We start from the raw sequence: 22,398 nt of genomic DNA on the forward strand, positions 1-22,398 counted from the left end.
CCCGCAGCCGAAGTAACCGCCTACAACCACTGGAACCGGGATTGGGATTGAGCCTTAGCGCCAGGTGATGTGGGTGGGGAGGTCGCTGTAGGCGAGGTTGGCGGGGAGGGGTGGGTATGCGAAGCCTTCTACCGGGGTTAGGGCGGACACTCGGTCGAGCAGGGTTTCGATGGCGGTGACTCCCTCGAGGCGGGCCAGGCTGGCGCCGGGGCAGACGTGGGCGCCGGCGCCGAAGGCTACATGGTTGAGGGGGTCGGGGCGGTCGAGTCGGAAGTCCTCGGGGTCGTCGTAGTGGGCCTCGTCGCGATTGGCCGAAGCTAGGCCTACCTCTACCCAGTCGCCCTGGTGCATCTCCACGCCGCCCAGGGTGGTGTCTTTGAGGCAACGCCGGGCTACCCGGGGCGCAGGGGAGTCGTGGCGGAGCGACTCCTCCACGAACACCGGGATTAGCTCCCGGTCGGCTTCCAGGGCAGCCCAGGTGTCGGGCTCGACGATGAGCCGGTGCATAGAGTGGGCCAAAAGCCCCCGGGTGGTGTGCACCCCGCCGAGAACCATGGTCTGAAGTTGATGGGCGATCACCGTGTCGCTCAGGGGCTCGCCTTCGATCTCTGCGTCCAAGAACACCTTGTAAGTGTGGGAGCTGGGCTCAGGGGCTAGGCGCTCTTGGGCCACCAAGTCTCTCAGGTAACCGGTGATGGGCGGGCCGTCGGGGGAGTACTGGGGGCACACGGCCCGGAACATGACCGAGCCGTCCGACGACCACACCTTCAGCTTGTTGGCACCGCCTTCGGGGAGCCCAATGATGTGGGCGATCACCTCGCAAGGAATGGGCACGGCGTAATCGGCGTGCAGGTCGACGGGATCTCCGCCCACCAGCGCGTCCAACAGCCGCTCGCAGGTCTCGCGCACGAACGGCTGAATTCTCATGGTGCGGTGAGGACCCAGCGCCGAGTTGTACAGCCGGCGGATTTGCCCGTGGATCGGCTCATCGATCTCAGGCAAGAACAATTGCTCTTGGGGCACTTCCTCCACGCCACTGAGCCCGGTACCCGGCGTCATGTCGGAGCCGAACATGTCCACCGCATACAAAAGATCGTCGGCCTCTTGGCGACGGGTCAGGTAGTAGCCCAGCGGTGTCTTGGCCACCGGCCCCTGCTGGCGCAGGTCGACCAGCAAGTCAAAGGGCAGGCCCGTCTCGAAATACTCGGGATTGTGGGGGTCGAACGGTGGAAGGGTGTCGGCCATTGCTTTGGACTTCCCTACTCCTCGAATGATTCCCGCCACGGGCCGGCCAGGTGCCCGCCGTCGATCACGAACTGGGCGCCGGTGATGTAGCTGGCCTCATCGCTGGCCAAGAACAGGGCCAGCGAGGCGATTTCGTCGGGCTCGCCCATGCGCTTGATGGGCTGCATGTCCATGAGCCGGTCGAGGCGGGCCCGGGTCTCGGGCGGGGCCTCCTGCACCATGGGGCTGTTGATCACGCCCGGATGGATCGAGTTGACCCGAACCCCCAACGGCCCAAGCTCGATGGCCGCCGAGCGGGTCATTCCGGTGACCGCGAATTTGCTTCCCGAGTAGCTGGTCATGCCCAGTACGCCGACTATGCCGTCGATGGAGGAGATGTTCACGATGGCCCCGTTGCCGGTGGCTACCAGCGCAGCCTTGGCCGCCCGCATGCCCAGGTAGACGCCGTGGAGGTTGATGTCGATCATCTCGTGGTGGGTCTTCAAGTCGAGTCCCTCCAGCGTTCCGAACGCCCCGATTCCGGCGTTGTTCACCAGGATGTCCAGCTTTCCGAAACGGTCCACGGTGGCGGCCACCGCCGCGTCCCAGTCATCTTCCCGGGTGACGTCAAGCTGCTGGTAGAAGGTGTCGGGCCCCAGCTCGGCGGCCAGCTGCTCGCCCTGCACATCCCGCAGATCGGTGATGGCCACCTTGGCCCCTTCGGCTGTGAACCGGCGAGCCTCAGCCTCACCCTGCCCGCGGGCGCTGCCGGTAATTAGCGCCACCTTCCCATCCAGTCGTCCACTCATTGCCGTTGCCTCCTGCGGGTCCGGGTGCTCTTTGTTGCTCTGATCAGGTTCAGTCCGCCAGGGCTGCTGCTTCGTAGGCGTCCTCGTCTATGGCGGTGGTTTGATCCTTGAAGGTGGTCATGTTGTGGGGCCACTGGGTGACGATGCGGCCGCTGGGGCTGCGGTAGTAGCCGTTGCAGGTGGCGTGCCAGGGCTCGATTCCCGCGATTCCCTCCTGGACCCACTCGTTGTACTGGGCCATTGGCTCAGCCTTCACGTCCACCCAGGCTAGGCGCTGGGCGGCCAGGCGCTGGATGTGGGCCAGGGCGTATTCCACCTGGTACTCGATCATGGTGATGATCGAGCCGTTGTTGGTGTTGGGGCCATACAGCATGAACAGGTTGGGGAATCCAGTAGTGGTGATGCCCATGTAGGCGGTGGCGCCGTCGTTCCAGGCGTCCTCGATGTCCAGGCCGTCTCTCCCCGTCACCTCGATGGCCGACAGGTACTTGGTGGTGGAGAACCCAGTGGCCAGCACCAAGGTGTCCATCGCCCGCTCGGTGCCATCGACGGTGAGCACGCCCTTGGGAGTGATCCGCTCGATGGCGTCGGTCACCAACTCCACGTTCGGGCGGTTGTAGGTGGCGTAATACTCGTTGTGGAACAGCGGGCGTTTGCAGCCCCACATGTGGGTGGGGGTGAGCTTGGCCCGCAGCTCCGGGTCGGACACCTCCTCCAGAGCACGGACACCCAATGCCTCCATCTCGGCCCGCCGGTTGGGGTCCTTGAACGCCATGCCGGTGTCCACCTGCTCGAACAGCTCGTTGCGGCGGGCCACCACGATGCTGGGGTCGGTCTGGCGGGCGGCCATCTCCTCGGGGGTGTAGGGGTCGTCCTCTTTGGGCAGCACCCAGTTGGCGGTGCGCTGGAATACGTGAAGCTGGCCCACCTCGAGGGCGATCTCGGGGACGAGCTGCACCGCGCTCGCCGCCGAGCCGATCACTCCCACGGTCTCGCCGGCGAGGTCGTGGTTCCAATCCCACCGGGCCGAGTGGATGGTCTTGCCCTCGAAGGAGTCCAAGCCCTCGATGTCGGGCAGGGGCACATCGTTGAACATGCCCAGCGCGCTGATCACCACGTCGGCGGTGACCTCGGCGCCCGATTCGGTGGTCAGGGTCCAGGTAGCGGAGTCGTCATTCCAGCGGGCCGACATCACCGCGTCGTCGAACCGGCAATGGGGAAGCACGCCGTACTTCTCGGCGCAGCGCTCCATGTAGCTCAAGATCTCGGGCTGGCGGGCGTATGGCCGGGTCCATGTGGTGTTTATCTCGAAGGAGAACGAGTAGAGCTCCGACTGGATGTCGCAGGCACAGCCGGGATAGCGGTTGTGATACCAAGTGCCGCCCACGCCGCCGCTCTTCTCCAGCACGGTGAAGTTCTCGAACCCCGACTGGCGCAACCGGATGGCGGCGCACAGCCCACCCGGCCCGGCGCCGATGATGGCGATCCTCAAGTCCCGCTCCCCGTTTTCGTTGCCTGTTTCTTCTAGCTGCGTGCTCATGTCCACCTCTCTGGGTTCCTCGGAAAAAGCTACCCTCGCGAACGCAGTCGATAGAAAACCGGCAGCTGCTCATCGCTGAAAGACGATGGCCGCTGCGAGGCGGTCAGGGGATCTCGTACTGGATGGCGGCCCGCTCGGTGACGACGGGGCGGATGATCTCGTTGATAATCCGGCGGTGCTCGAGGTTGTCGCGGTAAGTCTCGTAGGCGGCCTGGTCGGCGAAGTCCCCGACAACGGCGAAGTCGAAGTTGCCCTCGGCCAGGCCCAGGTCGGGTCCGATGGCGTAGGCCTCGGTAACGCCGGTGACCTCGGGCATGGTGGCGATGGCGTCGTGTACCGCCTGGCGCTGGGCCTCGTCGGCGTCGTCTCGGAACTTGAACATCACAACGTGTCGGATCATGGGCTTCTCCTTTTGTCTACTGAAGTCCGGCGCAAAGCCCGCCATCCACTGGCAGCGCTGCTCCGGTGATGAACCGGGCGTGCTCGGAGCACAAGAAAGCGGCGATCCGACCGAAGTCGGAAGGGTCGCCTACCGATCCGGTGGCGGCGGTCGACTCCAGGTCTGCCATGCGTTCTCCAAACAGCTGCCGAAGCCGGTCGGTGGCGTGGTAGCCGGGTTGGAGGGAGTTGACGGTCACCCCGTCGGCAGCCACTTGGTTGGCCATGGTCTTGAGATAGCCGGTGACCCCGGCACGAGCGGTGTTGGACAAGATGAGCATGTCGAGTGGCTGGCGCACCGACACTGAGGTGATGGCCAGCACCCGGCCCCAGCCCTGGGCTTGCATGGCCGGCACTGCCGCCTTGGTCATGGCCACAACCGACATCAGGCTCAGGTCGAGCGCGGCCGGATAGAGATCGGTGTCGGTGTCGGCCCAGTTCCCTCCGGGCGGGCCTCCGGCGTTGGTGACCAGGATGTCAATGCCGCCCAAGGCTTCGTTGGCCGACTCAACTAGTGCGGTCGCCCCAGACGCATCGGACACATCACCGACGATGGGAATGGCGCCGGGCGCGCTGCGGGCCGCGTCGTTGAGGCGGCCGGAGTCGCGCCCATTCATGGCTACCCGGCATCCCTCCTCAGCCAGCGCTACTGCGGTGGCCAATCCCAACCCGGCCGAGGAGGCGGCCACCAAGGCCCGACGTCCGCTGATTCCTAAATCCACGGGCCGAGGTTAGTGGCTACCCGACCAGGGTCAGGGTGCCGTCGTCGACGTCATAGACGAAGCCCTCCAGTAGGGAGGTATCCAGAAGCGGTGATGCCCGGAGCTGCTCTATCGCGGCCAAGACCCGTTCTCGGGGGTCGCCTACCGGTTCGACATCCCAGGCCGGCGACACCCCGGTACCCGCTTCCACCAGCTCCCGGTAGCCCTCGGCGGTTCTCGCCGAGGCCGCGCAGTCGGTGTGGTGCAGCACCACAATCCGGTTGGTTCCCACAAGCTGCTGCGACAGGCAAATGGACCGGATGGCGTCGTCGGTCACGTAGCCCCCGGCGTTGCGGATCACGTGGGCTTCTCCTGGGTCAAGCCGCAAAATGGCCAGAGGGTCCAAGCGGTAGTCCATGCAGGTTAGAACCGACGTTAGGAGTTCAGATGATTCGCTCATGGGTCCTTTAGCTGGGTAGTCCATGCCCGATTGGCTTGGTCACCCCGGCGTCATGCAGCCGGGTGATCTCCTCCTCTTCGATACCAAGTTCACCCAAAATCGCCGTCGTGGCCCAACCGAGGGGGAGCGCAGGGGCCAGCGGGGTGGGCGCAGACGTGAACTGCATGGTCGGCGCCGCCCTCCAGTATGAGCCCAGCCCAGCTTGGCTGGCTTCTACGGCCACGCCGCTTGACCTCATGTGGCTTTCGTTCAGCATGTTTCCCAAGAAGTCACCCCGGTCGGCCTGGGCCGCGGGCACCCCGGCGGCCAGCAGCCGAGACTCCCAAGCCTCAGCCGAGTCCGAACTGAACACTCTGGTTAGCTGGGTTGCGAGTTCCGGGGAGGGCAGCTCGGGAAGCTCGACGCCAAGCACAGCGCCCAGAGCCTGACGCTCGCGGTCTAGATGCACATCCAGGGCCAGCCACCCATCGCTGGTCTCGTACAGCCGCTGGTAGGCGTGGAAGCCGTATTGCCCGGAGTCCACCAGCGGGGCTGCCGGCCCAGGATGCTGGATGCCCCACTCGGCCACGGCGTAGGCGGTGGCGGTGAGCATGGTGGTCTCCAGCTTCTGCCCCCGACCGGTGCGGCGGCAGGCCAGAACGCCGGCCATGATGGCCGCCGCGGTGGCCAAGGCGGCGGTGGGATCGCCGTAGGTGCGGTTGCGGGGCGGATTCTGGTCGCCCGACTCCACAACGCCAGCGCCGGCGATGGCATTGGGCGACGAGTGGAATCCGGCCTTGTGGGCCCACGGGCCGCGGCTGCCGAAGCACGAGGCGTACACGTAGAGCAGGCGGGGGTTGCGGGCCAGCACGGAGTCGGCGTCGATGCCCAGCCGCTCGGGTGTTCCCGGCCGGAAGTTGTGCAGGAACACATCAGCCTGGTCCACCAGCCGGTACAGGATGTCGAGGCCCTCGGGGGTTTTGAGGTCCAACACGATGGACTCCTTGCCCACCTGTGATTTCACGTAGTCAGTGGTCCAGTTGCGACGTCCGGGATCGCCGGTGGGCGGCTCCACTTTGATAACCCGAGCCCCCGCCTCAGCCAGCAGAGTGGCCGCGAACGGGCAGGCGTAGAAATAGCCGACATCCAAGACGGTGACATCGGCCAGCGGCAGCTCATTGGCGGGTTCGGCTTGATCTACGTCGCGGGCAGGGGAAGGTGCAGACAGCCAGTTGCCCAGCACTTCGCTGGTGTGCTCGCCGAGGCGTGGAGCGGGCGGTCCGACCACCGACGGCGTGTTGGAGTAAAGCCCGAGCGGGCCGATCTGCACCGTCGGACCCATCTCGGTGTCCAGCACTTCTTGGCGTCGATCGTTATCGGTGCACTGGGGATGATCCAGGAATTCTTGAGGAGCCAGGAACGGATCGCCGCCGATGTCGTTGGCCGAGAAGACATCCATCCACTCATCGGCAGTGCGTTCCGCCATGCGGCCCTCAATGGCGTCAATCGCCTCGGCCAGCCGCTGTTCGCTGGGCCACAGGTCGGGGGCGTTGGCCAACTCGGGATCGTCTAGGAGCGCTTCGAGTTCCAGCTCAGCCAGCCATCTTCGGTAGTGGTGGGCTTGGCGGCTGCACATTTGGATGAAGCGGCCGTCTTTGGTGGGCGCGGTCATAAACGGCACCCGCATGATTCCGTAGACCCTTCCCGGTTCCGGCGGAATGTTGGTGCGATTCCCGTGACCGCTGGTCATGTCGTACACGCTCAAGGCGTGGAGCAGGCTGGTGTGGACCCGCTGACCCTCACCTAGGCGGGCGCGGGCCAGAATTCCGGCCATCATGCCCACTGCAGCCAGCATCCCTGCCCCGAAGGAGGCAATGGGAACGGGGGTGAACACCGGTCCGGGGCGCACCCCTTCGTAGGTGGCCATGCGTCCGCTCTTGGCCGCCACGATCTGCTCGTAGCCGGGCAGGTCCCGCCATGGCCCGGTCTCGCCGAACCCGGTGATGGAGGCGTACACAAGTTGGCCGTTTAGGCGGTGCAGGGTTTCATAGCTGACGCCAAGCCGTTCGGCGGTCGACGGACGGAACGCCTCAATAACCCCGTCGGCCACTCGGGCAATTTCGCAGAATCGCTCACGGTCTCCGGTTTCGGCCAGGTCGAGGACGGCGCTCTTCTTGGCTCGGTGCCAGACGGCGAAACCGGGTTGGCCTCGACAGGGGTCGCCGCTTGGTGGCTCGACCTTGACTACCTCTGCCCCGTTCTCGGCCAAGACCATTCCAGCAATGCCCGCGGCCGCTCCTGAGCCGAGCTCAATTACTCGCAACCCTTCCAGGGCAGTAGCCATGTCTTGATTCTGGTTCCTGAGCGTGCGAGGGGCATATCAGAGAAGTTGACGAGTCCGGTCAGGACACCCGGCCGAGATAGCGTCGAGTCATGCTGTCAATCCTTGGCGCTGGACGGGCTCGGAGTCAGAATTGACCGCGAACAGCGATCGATTCATCCAATCGGCGGTCCGCATCGGCCAACGAGCCGCAACCGAGGCTGACCAGATCGAGCAAGACCTGTCGTTGCCGTCGGCTCTGGTCGACGAACTGATCTCCTCAGGAGTCCTTCAGTTGTACCTGCGGGAATCGGTGGGTGGTCCAGGCCAGGACGCCATGGTGGCCTATCACTGTGTGGAGGCCATCGCCCGGGGCGACGGGTCAACTGCCTGGTGCGTGATGGTGTCGAGCACCACTGGCTATCTGACCGGATGGCTCGAGGCCGATGTCCTGGCTGACATGGCTGGCTCTCCCGCCGATTTCCGGGTCGCGGGGTCGTTCCGACCCCAGGGAACCGCAGTCGTGGTGCCGGGCGGGTATCGGATCAGCGGGCAGTGGGACTTTTGCAGCGGCATCGAGCATGCCAATTGGGCCATGCTGGCGTGCTCGGTGGAGGGCGAGGCCGCGCCACGGGCCATGTTCGTTCCCGCCGATCAACTGGAGATCATTCGGACTTGGTCGGTGATGGGAATGGCCGGCACCGGCAGCCACGATGTAGTAGCCCTTGATTTGTTCGTCCCCAGAGAGCGGACCGCTACCGGTGAGGGCCCGCCCGACGAGGATCTGCGTCTGTACCACTCGAGGCTCCTGCGGATGGCGACCCACGCCCCGGTGGCCGCAGTGGCGTTGGGGCTGGCCCAGGGAGCCATCGACGGTGTGGTGGCACTGGCCGCCAAGGCCGGGTCGAGCGGCTCGGAAAAGCTGCTGCAAGATCGCCACCCCGTGCAGGCAGCGGTGGGTGAGGCGGCCGCCGCGGTGGCTGCGGCCCGTTCCGGCGTAGTCGACGCCACCCAGCGGGCGTGGAACGATCCCGAAGACGCCAAAGCGGTGGCCGAGGCCCGTCTTCTCTATGTGCATGCCGGGCGGTCCTCTCTGGAGGCTGTGCAGCGTCTGTTCCACGCAGTGGGAACCCCGGCGGCCATTAGATCCAGCCCCATTGAGCGCCGTCTGCGGGACCTCTACGTGGCGATGCAGTTCCCGGCGTTTGATCAATCGGTGGTCATTGGCGGCGGCCAGGCCCTGTTGGGTCTGGACCCGCAGGGGCGGGGCTGGTAGCAGCAACTCAAGCCCGCCTCGTCGAGACCGCTAACTTCAGGCCATGCCGCCGAGAGCCATCGATTGCTGGGTAAACGTGAACATGGGCGACTATGAGCCCCCGGAGCACTTGGTCCGGGTGAAGGAGGACTATCTCCACGGCGGGGCCGACTTCTTCCGCAGTTTCACCCCTGAGGAGCTGTTGCCGCTCATGGACGAACTGGGGGTGGAGAGGGCCTTAGTTCAGGTATCGGTCGGCGAGGACAACCCCCGGCCCTTCGACTTCGTGGAGCGGTACCCCGAGCGGTTCGCCCTGGCCGCCCATCTCGACCCCCGTGGAATGATGCCGGTGCTGTGGAAGCTAGAGGACATGGTCAAGCAGTACCCGGTGGCCCTGGCCCGGGTGGTGCCGTTCGGGGTCGACGTGCCGCCCAGCGACCCGGTGTACTACCCGCTCTATGCCAAGTGCACCGAGTTGGATCTGCCGCTCTCCATCAACACCGGCATTCCCGGCCCGCCCATGCCCGGAGAGGGTCAAGACCCGATGCTTCTCGACCGGATCTGTTTGCGCTTCCCCGACTTGAAGCTGTGCATGGCCCACGGCGCCGACCCGTGGTGGGGGGTGGCCATGCGGCTGATGATCAAGTACAAGAACCTCTACCTGATGACCTCGGCCTATAGCCCCAAGCGGCTCCCGGCTGAGTTCGTCCACTTCATGAACACCCGGGGCCAAGACAAGGTGATCTTCGCCTCCGACCATCCGGCTCTCGACATGCGCCGCTGCATCACCGAGGCCTGGGACTTGGACCTGCGTGACGGCGTGCTCGACAAGTACCTCTACGCCAACGCCGAGCGCCTGTTCTTCGGTCCCCGAAACCCCCGCTACTGAGGTGGTAGACGGCGTCAGGCGGACGAGTCTGCGTAGGAGTCGGGCAGGTCTTCAGGGCTCAGCTTGGTGATGCGCTCGGGGGTGAACATCAGTCCGTCGGAGTAGCTGTCCTCTCCGGTGAGCTTGCCATTGTCGTCGTAGGGCCAGAACAGCACCAGCCGCATGGTCAGGGCGTAGGGGCTGGTCGGGTCGTCCACCTCGAGGCCCCTGTCGACTAGCACCCGCCCCGGGTACACCTGGTGGAATACCCCCTCAGTCACGATGCAGTAGTCGTCCACCACGATCCGCTCAATGTCGTACTGGACTGTGTTGCGGCCCTCCTCGTAGAGCTGGGTGTAGTGGGCGGTCACCGCGTCATAGCCCTTGGGACCGGCATCGAATCCGGCATCGGGAATCCAGAAGTGGTACTGGGGATCGTCCGACAGGGTGGACACCAGCCGGTCGAAGTCCTTGGTTGCCTCCGCCTCAAGGTGGTCCAACAGCACTTGCAGGAGCTGGCGGTGCCGTGGGTTCTCGGTGGCCGCGAGGCGTTCCTCGACGGCCGCCCAACTGCGGGTGGGATCGATCTTCATTGGTTCCTCTCTGGCTGGCTTCTCCAAGTCAGCCGTCGCTGATGGCTATGGCCCGCTCGTCGGTGCCGAGATAGCTGGCAATCACGAGTGGGTCGTTGCGTACCGCAGAAGGGGAGCCCTCGGCGATGACCTTGCCGGCCTCTAGGCAATACACCCGGTCGCTGATGCTCATGATGAGGGGCATGTCGTGCTCGATGATCAGCATGGCTGCCCCCAGTTCCCGGCGGATGTTGACGATGAGCGGCCCGAACGCCTCGGTTTCCCGCTGGGCCACCCCGGCGGTGGGCTCATCTAGGCACAGTACCCGGGCGCCCAGGGCCAAGAGCCCGGTGATCTCCACGATACGCCGGGTGCCGGTGGACAGGTCGCTGATGTAGGAGTCGGCATAGCGGCCCAACCCGAGGTAGTCGATCAGCTCTTCGGCTTCGGACCGGCGCCGCCGCTCCAGGAAGAAGGTGTGGGGGAGGTGCAGGGCGGTGCTGATGATCGGCGTTCTTCTCCGGGCCTCTAGGGCCACCTGCACGGTTTCTCGCACCGAAAGCTCTGGGAACAAGGCGGCGGTCTGGAACGTGCGTCCCAACCCGGCTCGGGCCCTTCGAGGCGCAGAGAGCCGGGTGATGTCTGAGCCGAGCAACTCCACTTGGCCGGTGGACGGCACATAGCCGCCTACCGCGTTCATGAAGGTGGACTTGCCTGCTCCGTTGGTGCCGATGAGGCCCACGATCTCATCGGGGTGTACGAGAACCGTGGCCCTTGCCACCGCCTCTACGCCGCCGAACCGCACGTTGATGTTGTGCCCGGCGAATATGGGATCGGTAGCGGGCCGGGGATCGTGCGGGCGGACCAGGCTGGTTGGCGCGGCCTGAATGGTTTTTCCGCCGGGGTCGGGCCCAAGTCGTCGCTCGGCTATTCCGATGAGGGCGTTGCGGGCGCTGTAGCCGATTTGCACCAGCCCGCCGGGGAAGTACATCAGCACCAGCAGCAAGCCGATGCTGGAGGAGAACAGGGCCACGGTCTCGGCGCTGTCGAACAGGTTGGGAAGGCCGTATACCCATATCGCCCCCAGCACGGCGCCCACCGAGGAGCCGAGTCCCCCGATAACCACCATGCCGATTAGCTGCAAGGAGTCGCCCACCTGGAAGAACCGCTCGCTGATCGGGACGTTTTGCACCAATCCGGCCAACAGCGCTCCGCCCAGTCCGGCGATGCCCCCTGCCAGCGCGAACGCCGAGAGCTTCGAGCGCACCGGGCCCACCGTGTAGCCGGACGCGGAGTCGGCGTTGTCTCGCACCGCGATGATGGAGCGTCCGACACCCGAGCGGCGCAGTCGGCTCACGATGATCACCACGATCAACAAGAAGGCCAGGCAGACGTAGTAGTAAGCCTTCTGCGACTTGAGCTCGAGTCCGAACAGCTCGCCTCGGCGAAACGACACCGACGAGGAACTCCCGCCGGTGAAGAACGGCCGCCGATATAGGTACTGCTGGGCAGCCAGGGCAAACACAAACGTGGTGACAGCCAAGTAGAGGCCGCGGACCCGAAGCGACCCGATTCCGATCACCGCGGCCACCAGTGCCGAGAACAGCGCGGCCAGGGGTATGGCCGCCATGAACGGGATTCCGCTGGTCTCAAACTGGATGTCGAAGAAGTCGTACGACAGGGCGTCGCCGGGCAGAAACCCGGTTCCCACGGTGAAGTCCATGGACAGTCCCCGCTTGAGGCCGGCGGCGAACAAGGCGCCCATTCCGGCAAAGGTCATCTGGGCCAAAGAGAGCTGACCGGCCCAGCCGGTGATGATGGTGACCGACAGGCCGCATACCGCAAAGCACAACACGGTGGCGTAAAGAAGCTGGCGAGAAGGCAGGTTGGAGATACCGGGGAGCTGCACCAAGATGGCGCCGAGAACCAACAGCGCTACGAGCGCGATACGAGACAGATGCCGCAGCCACCACACCTGCCGCAGCCGCTCGGGGATCGGCCGCACCTTGGGGGTGAACGAGAAGACCCCGGTTTCTCCTTGACTCCGGCTTTGGAAGTAAACGGCCACCAGCACGGCCAAGAAGATGACGAAGTCGATGAGCCCGGTTTCGGTGAAGAAGTTGAACCTGAACAGGGCGTCGAGGACGCCGATCAGCACTCCGGCCAACATGGCCCGCGGGAAAGACACCATGGCGGCCAACACCGCGGCCACCATCGCCTTGCCCAGCGTCTGGGGCCCCAGGTTGGCCAACCCGGCCACCTGTCCGCTGGATCCTGAGAGCATGATCATCGACACCGAGGCCAACAGCCCGGCCATCACCCACACGAAGGTGGACACAATCTTGGGGTTGATACCCGATAGTCGGGAGAGGTCGCGGTTGTTGGCCGACGCAGCAACCGATTTTCCGAACGCAGTTCGGTTCATCAGCCAGCCCAGCAGCAGGGCCAGCAGCGGCACCGCGATGAGGATGGTGAGCTGCGGACCCCGCACTCGGATCTCGGTAAACCAGACGTCCTCCCAGATAGAGCCGACCGGTACCGGATATTTCTTGCCGGCCGCCTCGATGTCGGGGAGCTGGGAGACCACAAGTTGGGCCAGCTGGGCAATGCCCACAGTGGCCACCAGCACGATCACCCGGGGAGAGGTGAACAGGCGGCGGATGACGGTCAGCTCCACTGCGGCGGCGAACAAAACGCCCAATGCCAGCGAGAGCACCAGAGCCAACCAGAACCCCCAGCCGTAGTTCAGCATCAGCAGCGCCATCATCGAGGCCGCGATGATGCCCATGTTGCCCACCGCGAAGTTGATGACCCGGGTGGATCGGTAGATCAGCACGATCCCCATGGCCACCAGGCCGGTCACCAAGCCGTTGACCACCCCGTCGAACGCCAGTTGCTGGGTGATCCATGTTCCGAGCACCGAGACAGTGGCAGGGCTCATCAGCCACCCTCTGTACCCAGGAAGACCGCCCGGGCCAGGTCATCACGCTCAGCCAGCTCTTGGGCTGGGCCCTCGAATCGCACTTGCCCCTTCTCCAAGAACACGGCGCGGTCGGAGATCGCCAAAGCCACGTTCAGAGACTGCTCCACGATGATCATGGTCTGGCCCTGATCCTTGAGCTCTTCGATGGTCTCCAGCAATGACTGAACCACCACCGGTGCCAGCCCCAGCGACAGCTCGTCGATCATCAGCACCTCGGGTTCGTGCAGCATCACCCGGGCCAACGCCAGCATCTGCTGCTGTCCCCCCGAGAGGTTGCCGGCCCGCTCTTTGGGCCGCGTGGCCAATTCGGGGAACATCTCGAGCACTTTCTCGATGCGCCGGTCCCGGTCGTCGGGGTCCTTGCGGTAGGCGTAGGCCCCCATGAGCAGATTGTCGCCGATCGTCAGGTCGCTCCACACCCCGGCCCCGCCGGGCAGCATGTGCAATCCCATGGCGGCCCGCTGCTCGGGGGTGGCGAAGGTGATGGTCTGGCCGTGCAGGCGCACCACGCCCCGCTCGGGGGTTACCAGGCCGGTGATCACCTTGAGCGCAGTGGACTTGCCCGCGCCGTTGGTTCCCAACAGGGCCAGCGTCTCCTGTTTGCGCACATCGAAGCCGAGATCGAACAGCACCTGTACCTGCCCGTAGCTGAAATCCACGTGGGCCAACTGGATGGCCGGAATGTCGTCGGGGTCGCTTTCGGCTTGGCGACGCTCTTCGTCCTGTTCTTCCCTCAGCTCGCCAACGACCAAGGAGAGATCGCGACGCACCCGGCCGGCCCCCCGTAGCACGAAGTAGGCACCGATAGGCATGGCGATCGCGGTGATGATGGTGATGGCGGTTTGCTCGCCGAGTTCGTTCTGGAGGAAGCCGGCGATGATGCTGCCCCCAACTCCGCCCACCATGACCATGAAGAAGGTCAAGATGGCAGTGCCCATGCCTCGCAGGCGGTAGGGGAACACCGCTTGGATGGCTGGCTGCACCATAGAGAAGGCCCCGCCCAAGAGCGTGGAATTGATCGCGGAGAACACCATGAACAGAGCCAGGTTGGGCATGGCGTACTGGATGGGTACAAGCACCCCGATGGGTACCAGCAGCACGCCTATCAGCAGCAGCGCCCGGTTGGGGTCTTTCCGGAAAGTGGCATCGAAGCGGCGCCCGACAAACGGCAAGAACATGATTAGCCCGAGTCCTGCCGGGGCCACCGCCAGGCCTCGTTCCAAGGCGTCTAGGCCGAACTCCTCCTCCAAGAAGAACGACTGGATTGAACCGGCCGGGAAGAGAGCGAAGCCCATAGCAGCGAACGCGATGGTCATGCTGCGAATGGAGTCGATGTTCCAGATGCGAGTGAAAGCGGCCTCCACCGAGATGGGCATCTTGTTGTCCTGCTTGAGTCCGGCCCCTAGAACGTGCTTTTGCTCCCATTGGCCCCGGGGCGGCTCCCGCAAGAAGAAGGCGAAGAAAGCCAATGCCGCGGTGGGCAGCCCGAGCAGATAGAACGCCCACCGCCAGCCGTCGTCGCCGCCGACCCATACCGCGATGCCCCCGGCGAGGACCGGGCTAATGGCGGAGAACACCCGTCCCACCCCAGCATTGGTGGCGTACATGCGGCCCCGAGTCTGGAGCGGGTAGGTGTCGGCCAGGATGCTGGGATGCACGGTGATGGTGTTGGCCTTGGACATGCCGGCGAAGAACCGCATGAAGAAGAACATCAGGGCGTTGACCGCCGCCCCCGACAGAGCGCTGAAGGCGGCGAAGGCCCCGCTGGCGATGCCCACAATGGGGCCGCGGCGGAAGCGGTCGGCCAGCCATCCCATGGGGCCGGCACCGAGCACGAAGAACATTAGCGACGCGGTGCTGATGGCGGTGATAGCCCCATCGCTCACCCCGAAACTCTCGCCTATGTCGGGTCCCAAGATGGCCACCGCGCTGTTCTCCAACTCGTCGAGGCTGTTCAACGCCAGAAGAACGACGAAGGTCTGGAAGCCGCCCTTGCGCAGGCCCTCTTTGAGGGTGGTCTGCGCGCCGCCAACACCGGGCAGCAAATCGTCGGGGAACAGCACGTCGGCCTTTTGGGCATCACGCCGAGCGGCCTCACCCTCAAGCACCGTTGTCGCCAGAGAGTCGATGGATTCGCTCTGTGTCTGCTCGTTGTCCAAAGCTCCCCCGTTTGCCCGTGGCTTATTCTGCCTGCGCTGGCCCATGAGAGTAGCGTGAGTGGCTCGAAGAGATGCCTGAGGCTAGGCAGGAGATGTGATGAGCGCACCGTCCAATGTCGCGGTAGTCCTGTTGGATTCGCTGAACCGGCATATGTTGGGGAGCTACGGGGGCACCGAGTTTGAGACGCCGAATTTGGATCGGTTCGCGGCCGAGCGGGCCACTCGGTTCACCCGCCACGTGACGGGGTCGCTGCCCTGCATGCCGGCTCGCCACGACATCCTGTGCGGGGCATTGGATTTTCTATGGAAGCCGTGGGGGTCGGTCGAGCTGTGGGAGGAGACCATCACCCGGGTGTTGCGCCGCCAAGGGGTGACCACCGCACTGGTCACCGACCATCCCCACCTGTTTGAGACCGGCGGGGAGAACTACCACACCGATTTCCACTGCTGGGACTACCTGAGGGGCCACGAGGGCGATCCATGGCGCACCTACTACGACCCCTCCTGGACCGGCACGCCGACAATGCCGGCCCGAAAGGGCGGCTGGTGGTGGTCGAAGATGTGGGGGATCAAGGAGATGGATCGGGCCTACGACCGGTCGCGCACCTTCTTCCGGGCCGAGGAGGACTATCCGGGGCCGATGACAATGAGCTCGGCGGCCCGGTTCTTGGCTGAGGACACCCCCCATCACGACCGGTGGTTCATGTTCGTGGACGAGTTCGATCCCCACGAGCCGTTCGACACGCCGGTGCCGTGGGCCGGCCGCTATCACGACGAGCCGTGGGGTGAGGAGTGGATCATCTGGCCGCCCTATATCGACGGGGGCATCGCCTCGGGGAACTTCTCGGATAGGGAGGCCCGCCATTTGCGGGCCAACTACGGGGCCAAGCTGTCGATGATCGATCACTGGTTCGGGCAGATCCTGAACCGGTTCGACGAGCAGAGCCTATGGGACGACACCGCGCTGATCGTGTGCACCGACCATGGCCACTACCTGGGCGACGAGCGGGAGGGCCGCGACATCTGGGGCAAGCCCGGCGTGCCCCAGTACGAGCCGCTGGGCCACACGCCGCTGCTGATGTCGTGGCCTGGCAAACCCGGCGGGCAGGTGTGCAATGCCCTGACCACCAATGTGGATATCTTCGCCACGGTGGCCGACATCTTCGATGCCGAGGTGATGCAGACAACCCACGGCCGCTCCATGGCCCCGCTGCTCACCGGCGAAGCCGACTCCATTCGGGAATGGGCGCTGGGCGGGGTGTTCGGCGGCTGGGTGCAGATCAACGACGGCCAGCGCAAGTACGCCCGGGGGGCAAGCGGGGAGAACTTCCCGCTGTCGATGTGGTCCAACCGGTGGTCTACCATGCCGTTCGGCGACATCGGCATGCCCGGACTTCCCCCGCCTGACCACCGAGCCTGGCTCGACCGGATGCCGGGATCGGAGGTGCCGGTGATCCGCCAGCCCTATGAGCCGGGCGACACGCTGCCGCTGTGGGCGACGACCAATGCCTGCAACGACCGACATTTCCTGTTCGATCTCGACGTCGACCCCAACGAGCAGGAGAACCGCAGCAGCGAGTCATCAGCCGATGAGATGCTCGACCTGCTGCACACCGCGCTCAACGAAGTGAACGCGCCCGATGACCAATTCGCCCGGTTGGGGATCAAATGACGTACTTTCACCTATCCGGCCACAGCATTGGAGAAAGAACATGACCGGAACGAATAGGGGTTCTAAGGCTGTGAGGAGATGGTGGTGGCTGCTGGTCGCTCTGGCGTTGGTGGCCGCGGCCTGCGGCGGCAACGACGATGACGGCGCATCCGAGCCGGCCGCGGCCGAAGAGCAAACGGCTGCACCGGCCGAGGCGCCCGCAGAAGCGCCCGCCGAGGAGCCCAGCGAAGCACCCGCGGAGGAGCCCGCTGACGAGACGGCTGAGGAGCCCGCCGAGCAACCGGCCGACGAACCATCCGAGGAGTCGGTCGAGGCCCCCGCAGAGCCGACTCCGACTCCCACCCCGGTTGTGTTGACCAACAGCTACCAGGGGGTAACGGAAACCGAGGTCGCCATCGGCGTGGCCGCCATCGATCCGGTGCAGATAAATGAGATGTTCGGCATCGACCTCGGCATCTTCCCGGTGCAGGACCTATACGCCGCCCTGTCCGCAGACCTGAATGAGCGGGGGGGCATCCACGGTCGCAACGTCGTCGTCCATGTGGTTTCTTTCCTGCCGATCGGGTCCACCGACAGTGAGCGGGTGTGTACCGAGCTGATCGAGGACAAGAAGGTGTTCGTGGTGATTGGCCAGTTCCTCGAGGACAACGCCCTGTGCATTACCGAGCTGCACGGGCATCCCTATGTGGGCCATTTCGGCGAGAACACCGAGCGCCAGGAGCGGTCCAACGGCCTGTTCTTCGCCACCGAGATGAAACAGACCCGCCAGCGGGTCGGCGGGACCACCGAGATGATCCGGGCCGGCGATCTCGACGGGCACAGCGTGGGCGTTTACTACGAGGCACCCCCCGACAAGGAGTATGCCGATGCCGTGTTGCCGTTGTTGGAAGAGGCGGGCATCAACGTCGTCGGTGTCTATTCCCCGGGTGCGCCCTCCACTGACACCGTTCAGAACGAGCAGAATACCGATGCCATTTCCACCCGAATGGAGGCCGACGGGGTTGATCTGATCCTCAACTTGTCCAACGTGTATGGCATCATCAGTTCGGCGCAGCGAATTGGCTGGGAGGTGCGCATTGCCCACACCAATGGACAGGCTGCCGACCGCCTGGACATCGCCAACGATCAGGGCATTGAAGACGAGTACATGGCCCGCACCTTTGCGGTGACCACCAACAAGCCGACCAGCGAGGAAGCGCTGGCCGACCCCGGTGTACAGGAATGCCTTGCCACATTCGAGGAGAGATCAGGCGACGAGCCTCTCGATCTCACCAACGACGATATTGTCAACGGCGTAGTCAACCACTGCCGGGTCTTCGCTCTCACCGTGAAGATCTTGGAGGCAGCCGGTGGCAACATCACGCCGGAGACATTCAAGGCTGCGGCTGAAGGGCTCGGCACGTTCGACCTTCCTGCCATGATGGGGGCCAGCCTCTCGCCCGACAAGCACTCGGCCGGCTCCTTGGTGCGCCGCTATGAGTACTTCCCCGAAGTCAGAACCTATCTGCCGGTCGGCGACCCCATTCCGACCCAGCCTGTTGAGTAAAGGAGCTCTTGCCATGACAACTATCACCATCCTTGGCGATGAGGTGGCCACTGCCTCAGGAGAGTGGGTTGAAGGGCGCCCGCTTGTCGAACCCGGCGCACTCTCCGCAGCCATCGGGTGGACGCTCAAGCCCGAAGGGCTCTGCCGCGATGACATGTGCGTTCCGGTGAGGGACCGCTCGGCCATCGAGGTGGGCGACAAGGTCGACCTTTCGGTAGCCGCTGATGCCCTGGACCGGCCGACCCTGGTGGATCCCGACGCTGGCATCGTGGTGCTTGGCCAGCCCAACGCCACCCGCCGCGCTGCTCTGCGCGACCGCCAAGCGCCGGATTTCACCTTTGCCGACCTCGACGGAGTTGATCGGAGCCTTTCTGACTATGCCGGCAAAAAGCGGCTCTTGGTTGCCTTCTCCAGTTGGTGAGGATGCGCCTTCGACCTGCCCGGGTGGCAGGAATTGCACGATGAGCTGGCCGATGACGGCTTCATGGTGATCGCGGTGGCCATTGACGAGGCCACCGATCAGGTGCGAGAACTGGCCGAGGGCATCTCCTACCCGGTGCTTATGGATGCCGATCACTTGCTCACCGAGCTCTACGCCATCAGCAACGTGCCCGCGGTGGTCTGGATCGACGAGCAGGGGCGAATTGCGAGGCCGAACGCCAGCGAGTTCGGCACCGACATGTTCAGCGAATTCACCGGACGCACTCGTGAGGGTCATTTCGACCAGATACGCGCCTGGGTCCGCCAAGGCGTCGTCCCCGATGACGCCGACAGCGAGATCGCCGACCTCGACGACGACGAGTTGGCCGCCCGCTTGCACTTCCGCCTCGCCGCCCACCTTCGGCGCGCCGGCGGCGAAGCAGGTGCCGCTCGCCACTTCGACGCCGCTGCCGAACTGGCGCCATTGGACTTCACCGTTGTCCGGGCGGCCATGCCGCTTCGGGGTGAGAGCCCCTTCGGCGAGGAGTTCTTCAAGCTGCTCGAGGAGTATCAAGAAGCCGGCAGCCCGTTCCACGGCATCACGCCAGCTCCCTAAAGCCCAGTGATCGTCCACTCCAGCCTGCTGCCCGATGAGCCTCTGAGCTCGCAGCCGGTAACGGGGTTCGTGCTGGAGCGGGCCGCAGAGCTTGCCGACCAACCGGCGGTGATCGACGGGGTGGGGGAGTGGTCGCTCACGTTCGGACAGTTGGCCCAGTCGGTGCATTCCCTGGCCGGGGGCTTGGTTGCCGGGGGGTTCCAACGGGGCGACGTCGCCGCGCTGGTCGCGCCCAACTCGCCGTGGTATCCGGTGGTGTTCCACGCGGTCGCGGTGGCCGGCGGAGCGGTTACCACCGTCAACCCCACCTACGGCGCTGAGGAGATCGCCTATCAGCTCACCGACTCGGGGGCGAAGCTGGTGTTCGCCGCTGAGGGTTTCGCCGCCCAAGCCCAGGTGGCTATGAGCCAAGCCGGGGTGGCGGGCGATGTTGTGGTAATCGACACTGAGAACCCATCCGAGGGCGTCGCCATGCAGTTGCTGATGGGCGAGCCGATCGCCCAGGTCGAGGTCGACCCTCACGATGACGTGGTGGTGCTGCCCTATTCATCGGGGACCACCGGGTTGCCCAAGGGGGTGATGCTCACCCACGCCAATCTGGTGAACAACATCGAGCAGTGCGCCTCGTCGATTGCCTCCCAGTCCAGCGACGTGGTGCTGGCCGTGCTGCCCTTTTTCCACATCTACGGGATGCAGGTGCTCATGAACGATCAGCTCCATCACGGGGCCACGCTGGTGACCATGCCCCGCTTCGACTTGGCCCAGGCGCTGTCGCTAATCGAGCGTCACCAAGTGACCCGGTTCTTCGCGGTGCCCCCCATTGTGCTGGCGCTGGCGAAGCACCCCGCAGTGGCCGACTTCGACCTCTCGTCGCTGCGTCAGGTGCTGTCCGGGGCCGCGCCGCTGGGGGCCGAAGTGGCCGCAGAAGCGTCGGAGCGGATCGGCTGCGAGGTGTCGCAGGGATATGGAATGACCGAGCTCAGCCCGATAACCCACGCCACCCCACCGGGGAACTTCAAGGCGGGGTCGGTGGGGCTGACGGTGGCCAACACCGAGGTCAGAATCGTCGACCCCGACTCAGGGGAAGACCAGCCCATCGATGCCGAGGGCGAGCTGTGGATTCGCGGACCCCAGGTGATGAAGGGCTATCTCAACAACCCCGAGGCCACCGCGGAGACCATCGACGGCGGCTGGCTGCGCACCGGCGACATCGCCCGGATCGACGGCGACGGCCACGTCTACATCGTCGACCGGCTGAAAGAGCTCATCAAGGTCAAGGGATTCCAGGTGGCCCCTGCCGAGTTGGAGGCGCTGCTGGTGGAGCACCCCCAGATCACCGACGCCGCCGTGGTCGGCCTACCCGATGAAGAGAGCGGCGAGGTGCCGCTAGCCTTCGTGGTGGTCGCTCCCGACGCCGCCGCCGACGAAGAGGCGGTGAAGGCCTTCGTAGCCGGCCAAGTGGCCACCTACAAGCAACTCGGCGAAGTGCGGTTTGTGGAGTCCATCCCCAAGTCGGCTTCGGGCAAGATCCTCCGCCGGGAACTGAGGGGGCCGATAAGTGGCTGAGCAGAAGAAGCCCACGGTGCGGATGTCGCCCGAGGAATGCTGGGAGATGCTGGAGACCTCGGTGAACGGCACTTTGACGACGCTGCGGGCCAACGGCCAGCCGATCTCCCTTCCCGTCTGGTATGTGCTGCTGGATCGAAAGATCTACATGGTTACCCGGGGCAAGAAGGTGGTGCGGGTTCGCAACGACCAGCGGTGTTCGTTCCTCGTGGAATCAGGCGAGCAGTGGGCCGAGCTGAGGGCCGTGCATGTGGAGTGCGTCGGCCGGATCATTGAGCCCACAGAGGAGTTGGCCCAGCGGATCGCCCAAGCCCTCGACGAGAAATACGCCCCCTACCGAACCGCCCGCGAAGTGATGCCCAAGCAGACCCAGGACTACTACGAGAAGAACCTCAACGCCACCATCGAGCTAACCCCGATCGGCAAGATGCTCAACTGGGACAACGCCAAGCTGTTCAGCGGCATTGCGTAGGAACGGTGGTCCACCCCTGGGCGACAGCGAAGGCTACGCCTTGGGCAGCGGTCTCCACGCCGAACTGGTCCCACGTGTCGCCCAGGATTCGTTGCACATGGTGTTTGGAGTAGCCGACCCTGTCAAAAGACGACATAAATTTGTCGCCTTTTGACAGTCATTTTAGGGGATTGTCACTGGATGAGCAGTTAGAATCGGGTTTTAGACAGAAATGAACTCACCCCAAGCAGAAGGTCAATGGAATTGACAAGACACCGCAAGAGGATTGTTTTCGCTGTGGCAGCTGTGGGTCTGATATTTCTAGGGATAATTTTGATAGCTCGGGTTAGAGATAGAGGCTTTGAGGTTCGCGGAGATGGAAGGGAAATTGTTGAGTCGTTGGACGTTTTATCAATCGATGAGAATAATGGTCGTCCTGCATCGCCAGAGTTGGCTGAACTATTCGATGCAATAACACCAATGCTCAGGGTCGAACAACTTGACTGTCAGGGTGTTGTGTCGTCTCAGGTTCAACACCTAATTTATGACCGCAGTACAAGTTGTTCGCTAATGGTCGTCAACGAACTGCCACAATATGACTTGCTCATTGTCTTTTACGATGGTGTTTGCAAATATCCTCCAAGACTCGTGGTTGACAAAGTTGATGGCCTATATCAATTCGCGATAGACAAAAAGAGCGACCGAGGTGGATGTGACAACATTGCCATGGTAAACGCAATTGGAATTCGCTTATCCGATTCAAGAGCAGAAGTTGAGGGTGGCCAAGGGTGATTCCCACATCTTCAACTATCGAACTGA

The 22,398-nt window shown here is 64.3% G+C and carries 18 protein-coding genes; 8 read left to right on the plus strand and 10 right to left on the minus strand.

The window, feature by feature from the left end; all coding sequences use genetic code 11:
• Window positions 1-54 precede the first annotated feature (54 nt).
• The 7 genes from ACOOGG_RS12985 to ACOOGG_RS13015 all read right to left on the minus strand — a co-directional run bounded on the left by ACOOGG_RS12985 (window position 55) and on the right by ACOOGG_RS13015 (window position 7,495).
• Entirely contained in the window at window positions 55-1,245 is a 1,191-nt protein-coding gene (locus ACOOGG_RS12985) for a cytochrome P450 (RefSeq protein ID WP_420435694.1), read from the minus strand.
• Between the two features lie 14 nt (window positions 1,246-1,259).
• Entirely contained in the window at window positions 1,260-2,033 is a 774-nt protein-coding gene (locus ACOOGG_RS12990) for an SDR family NAD(P)-dependent oxidoreductase (protein WP_420435696.1), read from the minus strand.
• Window positions 2,034-2,082: 49 nt separating this feature from the next.
• Window positions 2,083-3,573: a flavin-containing monooxygenase gene (locus ACOOGG_RS12995; RefSeq protein WP_420435698.1), complete on the minus strand. Its 1,491-nt coding sequence runs from the start codon at window positions 3,571-3,573 to the stop codon at window positions 2,083-2,085.
• Window positions 3,574-3,676: 103 nt separating this feature from the next.
• Entirely contained in the window at window positions 3,677-3,973 is a 297-nt protein-coding gene (locus ACOOGG_RS13000; RefSeq protein WP_420435700.1) for a Dabb family protein, read from the minus strand.
• Between the two features lie 16 nt (window positions 3,974-3,989).
• Window positions 3,990-4,733, minus strand: coding sequence for an SDR family oxidoreductase (locus tag ACOOGG_RS13005; protein ID WP_420435702.1), 744 nt, complete (start codon window positions 4,731-4,733; stop codon window positions 3,990-3,992).
• 16 nt (window positions 4,734-4,749) lie between these two features.
• The gene (locus tag ACOOGG_RS13010) at window positions 4,750-5,172 is read right to left on the minus strand and encodes a beta-class carbonic anhydrase (RefSeq protein ID WP_420435704.1); all 423 of its coding nucleotides are present in this window, start codon (window positions 5,170-5,172) and stop codon (window positions 4,750-4,752) included.
• A gap of 7 nt (window positions 5,173-5,179) precedes the next feature.
• Window positions 5,180-7,495 carry a CoA transferase gene (locus ACOOGG_RS13015; RefSeq protein ID WP_420435706.1) on the minus strand — a complete coding sequence of 772 codons (2,316 nt, stop codon included), beginning with the start codon at window positions 7,493-7,495 and terminating at the stop codon, window positions 5,180-5,182.
• 130 nt (window positions 7,496-7,625) lie between these two features.
• Between ACOOGG_RS13015 and ACOOGG_RS13020 the strand changes: the two genes are divergently transcribed.
• Both ACOOGG_RS13020 and ACOOGG_RS13025 read left to right on the plus strand, forming a co-directional pair.
• Window positions 7,626-8,747 (plus strand): acyl-CoA dehydrogenase family protein, encoded by a 1,122-nt coding sequence (locus tag ACOOGG_RS13020; RefSeq protein ID WP_420435708.1) that lies wholly within the window; start codon window positions 7,626-7,628, stop codon window positions 8,745-8,747.
• A 43-nt stretch (window positions 8,748-8,790) separates the two neighbouring features.
• On the plus strand, window positions 8,791-9,615 hold the full coding sequence (locus tag ACOOGG_RS13025; protein WP_420435710.1) for an amidohydrolase family protein: 825 nt from the start codon (window positions 8,791-8,793) through the stop codon (window positions 9,613-9,615).
• Between the two features lie 14 nt (window positions 9,616-9,629).
• Here ACOOGG_RS13025 and ACOOGG_RS13030 read toward each other — a convergent pair whose 3' ends face one another.
• Genes ACOOGG_RS13030 through ACOOGG_RS13040 form a run of 3 tightly spaced genes read right to left on the minus strand, consistent with a single transcriptional unit; the run spans window position 9,630 to window position 15,308 of the window.
• The gene (locus tag ACOOGG_RS13030; RefSeq protein ID WP_420435712.1) at window positions 9,630-10,187 is read right to left on the minus strand and encodes a nuclear transport factor 2 family protein; all 558 of its coding nucleotides are present in this window, start codon (window positions 10,185-10,187) and stop codon (window positions 9,630-9,632) included.
• Between the two features lie 28 nt (window positions 10,188-10,215).
• Window positions 10,216-13,107 (minus strand): ABC transporter permease subunit, encoded by a 2,892-nt coding sequence (locus ACOOGG_RS13035; RefSeq protein WP_420435714.1) that lies wholly within the window; start codon window positions 13,105-13,107, stop codon window positions 10,216-10,218.
• Window positions 13,107-15,308, minus strand: coding sequence for an MFS transporter (locus ACOOGG_RS13040; RefSeq protein WP_420435716.1), 2,202 nt, complete (start codon window positions 15,306-15,308; stop codon window positions 13,107-13,109). The genes ACOOGG_RS13035 and ACOOGG_RS13040 overlap by 1 nt, the downstream gene beginning before the upstream one ends.
• 97 nt (window positions 15,309-15,405) lie before the next feature.
• On the opposite strand from ACOOGG_RS13040, the gene ACOOGG_RS13045 reads away from it, so the two are divergent.
• From ACOOGG_RS13045 to ACOOGG_RS13070, 6 genes are all read left to right on the plus strand, one after another.
• Window positions 15,406-16,980: a sulfatase gene (locus ACOOGG_RS13045; protein WP_420435718.1), complete on the plus strand. Its 1,575-nt coding sequence runs from the start codon at window positions 15,406-15,408 to the stop codon at window positions 16,978-16,980.
• A 70-nt stretch (window positions 16,981-17,050) separates the two neighbouring features.
• Window positions 17,051-18,526 (plus strand): ABC transporter substrate-binding protein, encoded by a 1,476-nt coding sequence (locus tag ACOOGG_RS13050; protein WP_420435720.1) that lies wholly within the window; start codon window positions 17,051-17,053, stop codon window positions 18,524-18,526.
• Between the two features lie 13 nt (window positions 18,527-18,539).
• Entirely contained in the window at window positions 18,540-19,562 is a 1,023-nt protein-coding gene (locus tag ACOOGG_RS13055) for a peroxiredoxin family protein (protein WP_420435722.1), read from the plus strand.
• Window positions 19,563-19,568: 6 nt separating this feature from the next.
• A complete protein-coding gene (locus ACOOGG_RS13060; protein ID WP_420435724.1) occupies window positions 19,569-21,128 on the plus strand; it encodes an AMP-binding protein in 1,560 nt (519 codons plus the stop codon).
• Window positions 21,121-21,600, plus strand: coding sequence for a pyridoxamine 5'-phosphate oxidase family protein (locus ACOOGG_RS13065; protein ID WP_420435726.1), 480 nt, complete (start codon window positions 21,121-21,123; stop codon window positions 21,598-21,600). Before ACOOGG_RS13060 ends, ACOOGG_RS13065 begins: the two co-directional genes overlap by 8 nt.
• Window positions 21,601-21,837: 237 nt before the next feature.
• Entirely contained in the window at window positions 21,838-22,371 is a 534-nt protein-coding gene (locus tag ACOOGG_RS13070; RefSeq protein WP_420435728.1) for a hypothetical protein, read from the plus strand.
• Window positions 22,372-22,398: the final 27 nt, after the last annotated feature.

Origin of the sequence: Candidatus Poriferisocius sp. (assembly GCF_965214065.1) — a bacterium.
In the GTDB taxonomy this organism is placed as follows: Bacteria; Actinomycetota; Acidimicrobiia; order Acidimicrobiales; family Bin134; genus Poriferisocius.

Bases quoted from the DNA above. Each gene is read 5' to 3' on its own strand.
- ACOOGG_RS13015 (WP_420435706.1), bottom strand. From the start codon at position 7,495: ATGGCTACTGCCCTGGAAGGGTTGCGAGTAATTGAGCTCGGCTCAGGA.
- ACOOGG_RS12995 (WP_420435698.1), bottom strand. From the start codon at position 3,573: ATGAGCACGCAGCTAGAAGAAACAGGCAACGAAAACGGGGAGCGGGAC.
- ACOOGG_RS13025 (WP_420435710.1), top strand. From the start codon at position 8,791: ATGCCGCCGAGAGCCATCGATTGCTGGGTAAACGTGAACATGGGCGAC.
- ACOOGG_RS12985 (WP_420435694.1), bottom strand. From the start codon at position 1,245: ATGGCCGACACCCTTCCACCGTTCGACCCCCACAATCCCGAGTATTTC.
- ACOOGG_RS12990 (WP_420435696.1), bottom strand. From the start codon at position 2,033: ATGAGTGGACGACTGGATGGGAAGGTGGCGCTAATTACCGGCAGCGCC.
- ACOOGG_RS13045 (WP_420435718.1), top strand. From the start codon at position 15,406: ATGAGCGCACCGTCCAATGTCGCGGTAGTCCTGTTGGATTCGCTGAAC.
- ACOOGG_RS13070 (WP_420435728.1), top strand. From the start codon at position 21,838: ATGGAATTGACAAGACACCGCAAGAGGATTGTTTTCGCTGTGGCAGCT.
- ACOOGG_RS13035 (WP_420435714.1), bottom strand. From the start codon at position 13,107: ATGAGCCCTGCCACTGTCTCGGTGCTCGGAACATGGATCACCCAGCAA.
- ACOOGG_RS13000 (WP_420435700.1), bottom strand. From the start codon at position 3,973: ATGATCCGACACGTTGTGATGTTCAAGTTCCGAGACGACGCCGACGAG.
- ACOOGG_RS13010 (WP_420435704.1), bottom strand. From the start codon at position 5,172: ATGAGCGAATCATCTGAACTCCTAACGTCGGTTCTAACCTGCATGGAC.
- ACOOGG_RS13030 (WP_420435712.1), bottom strand. From the start codon at position 10,187: ATGAAGATCGATCCCACCCGCAGTTGGGCGGCCGTCGAGGAACGCCTC.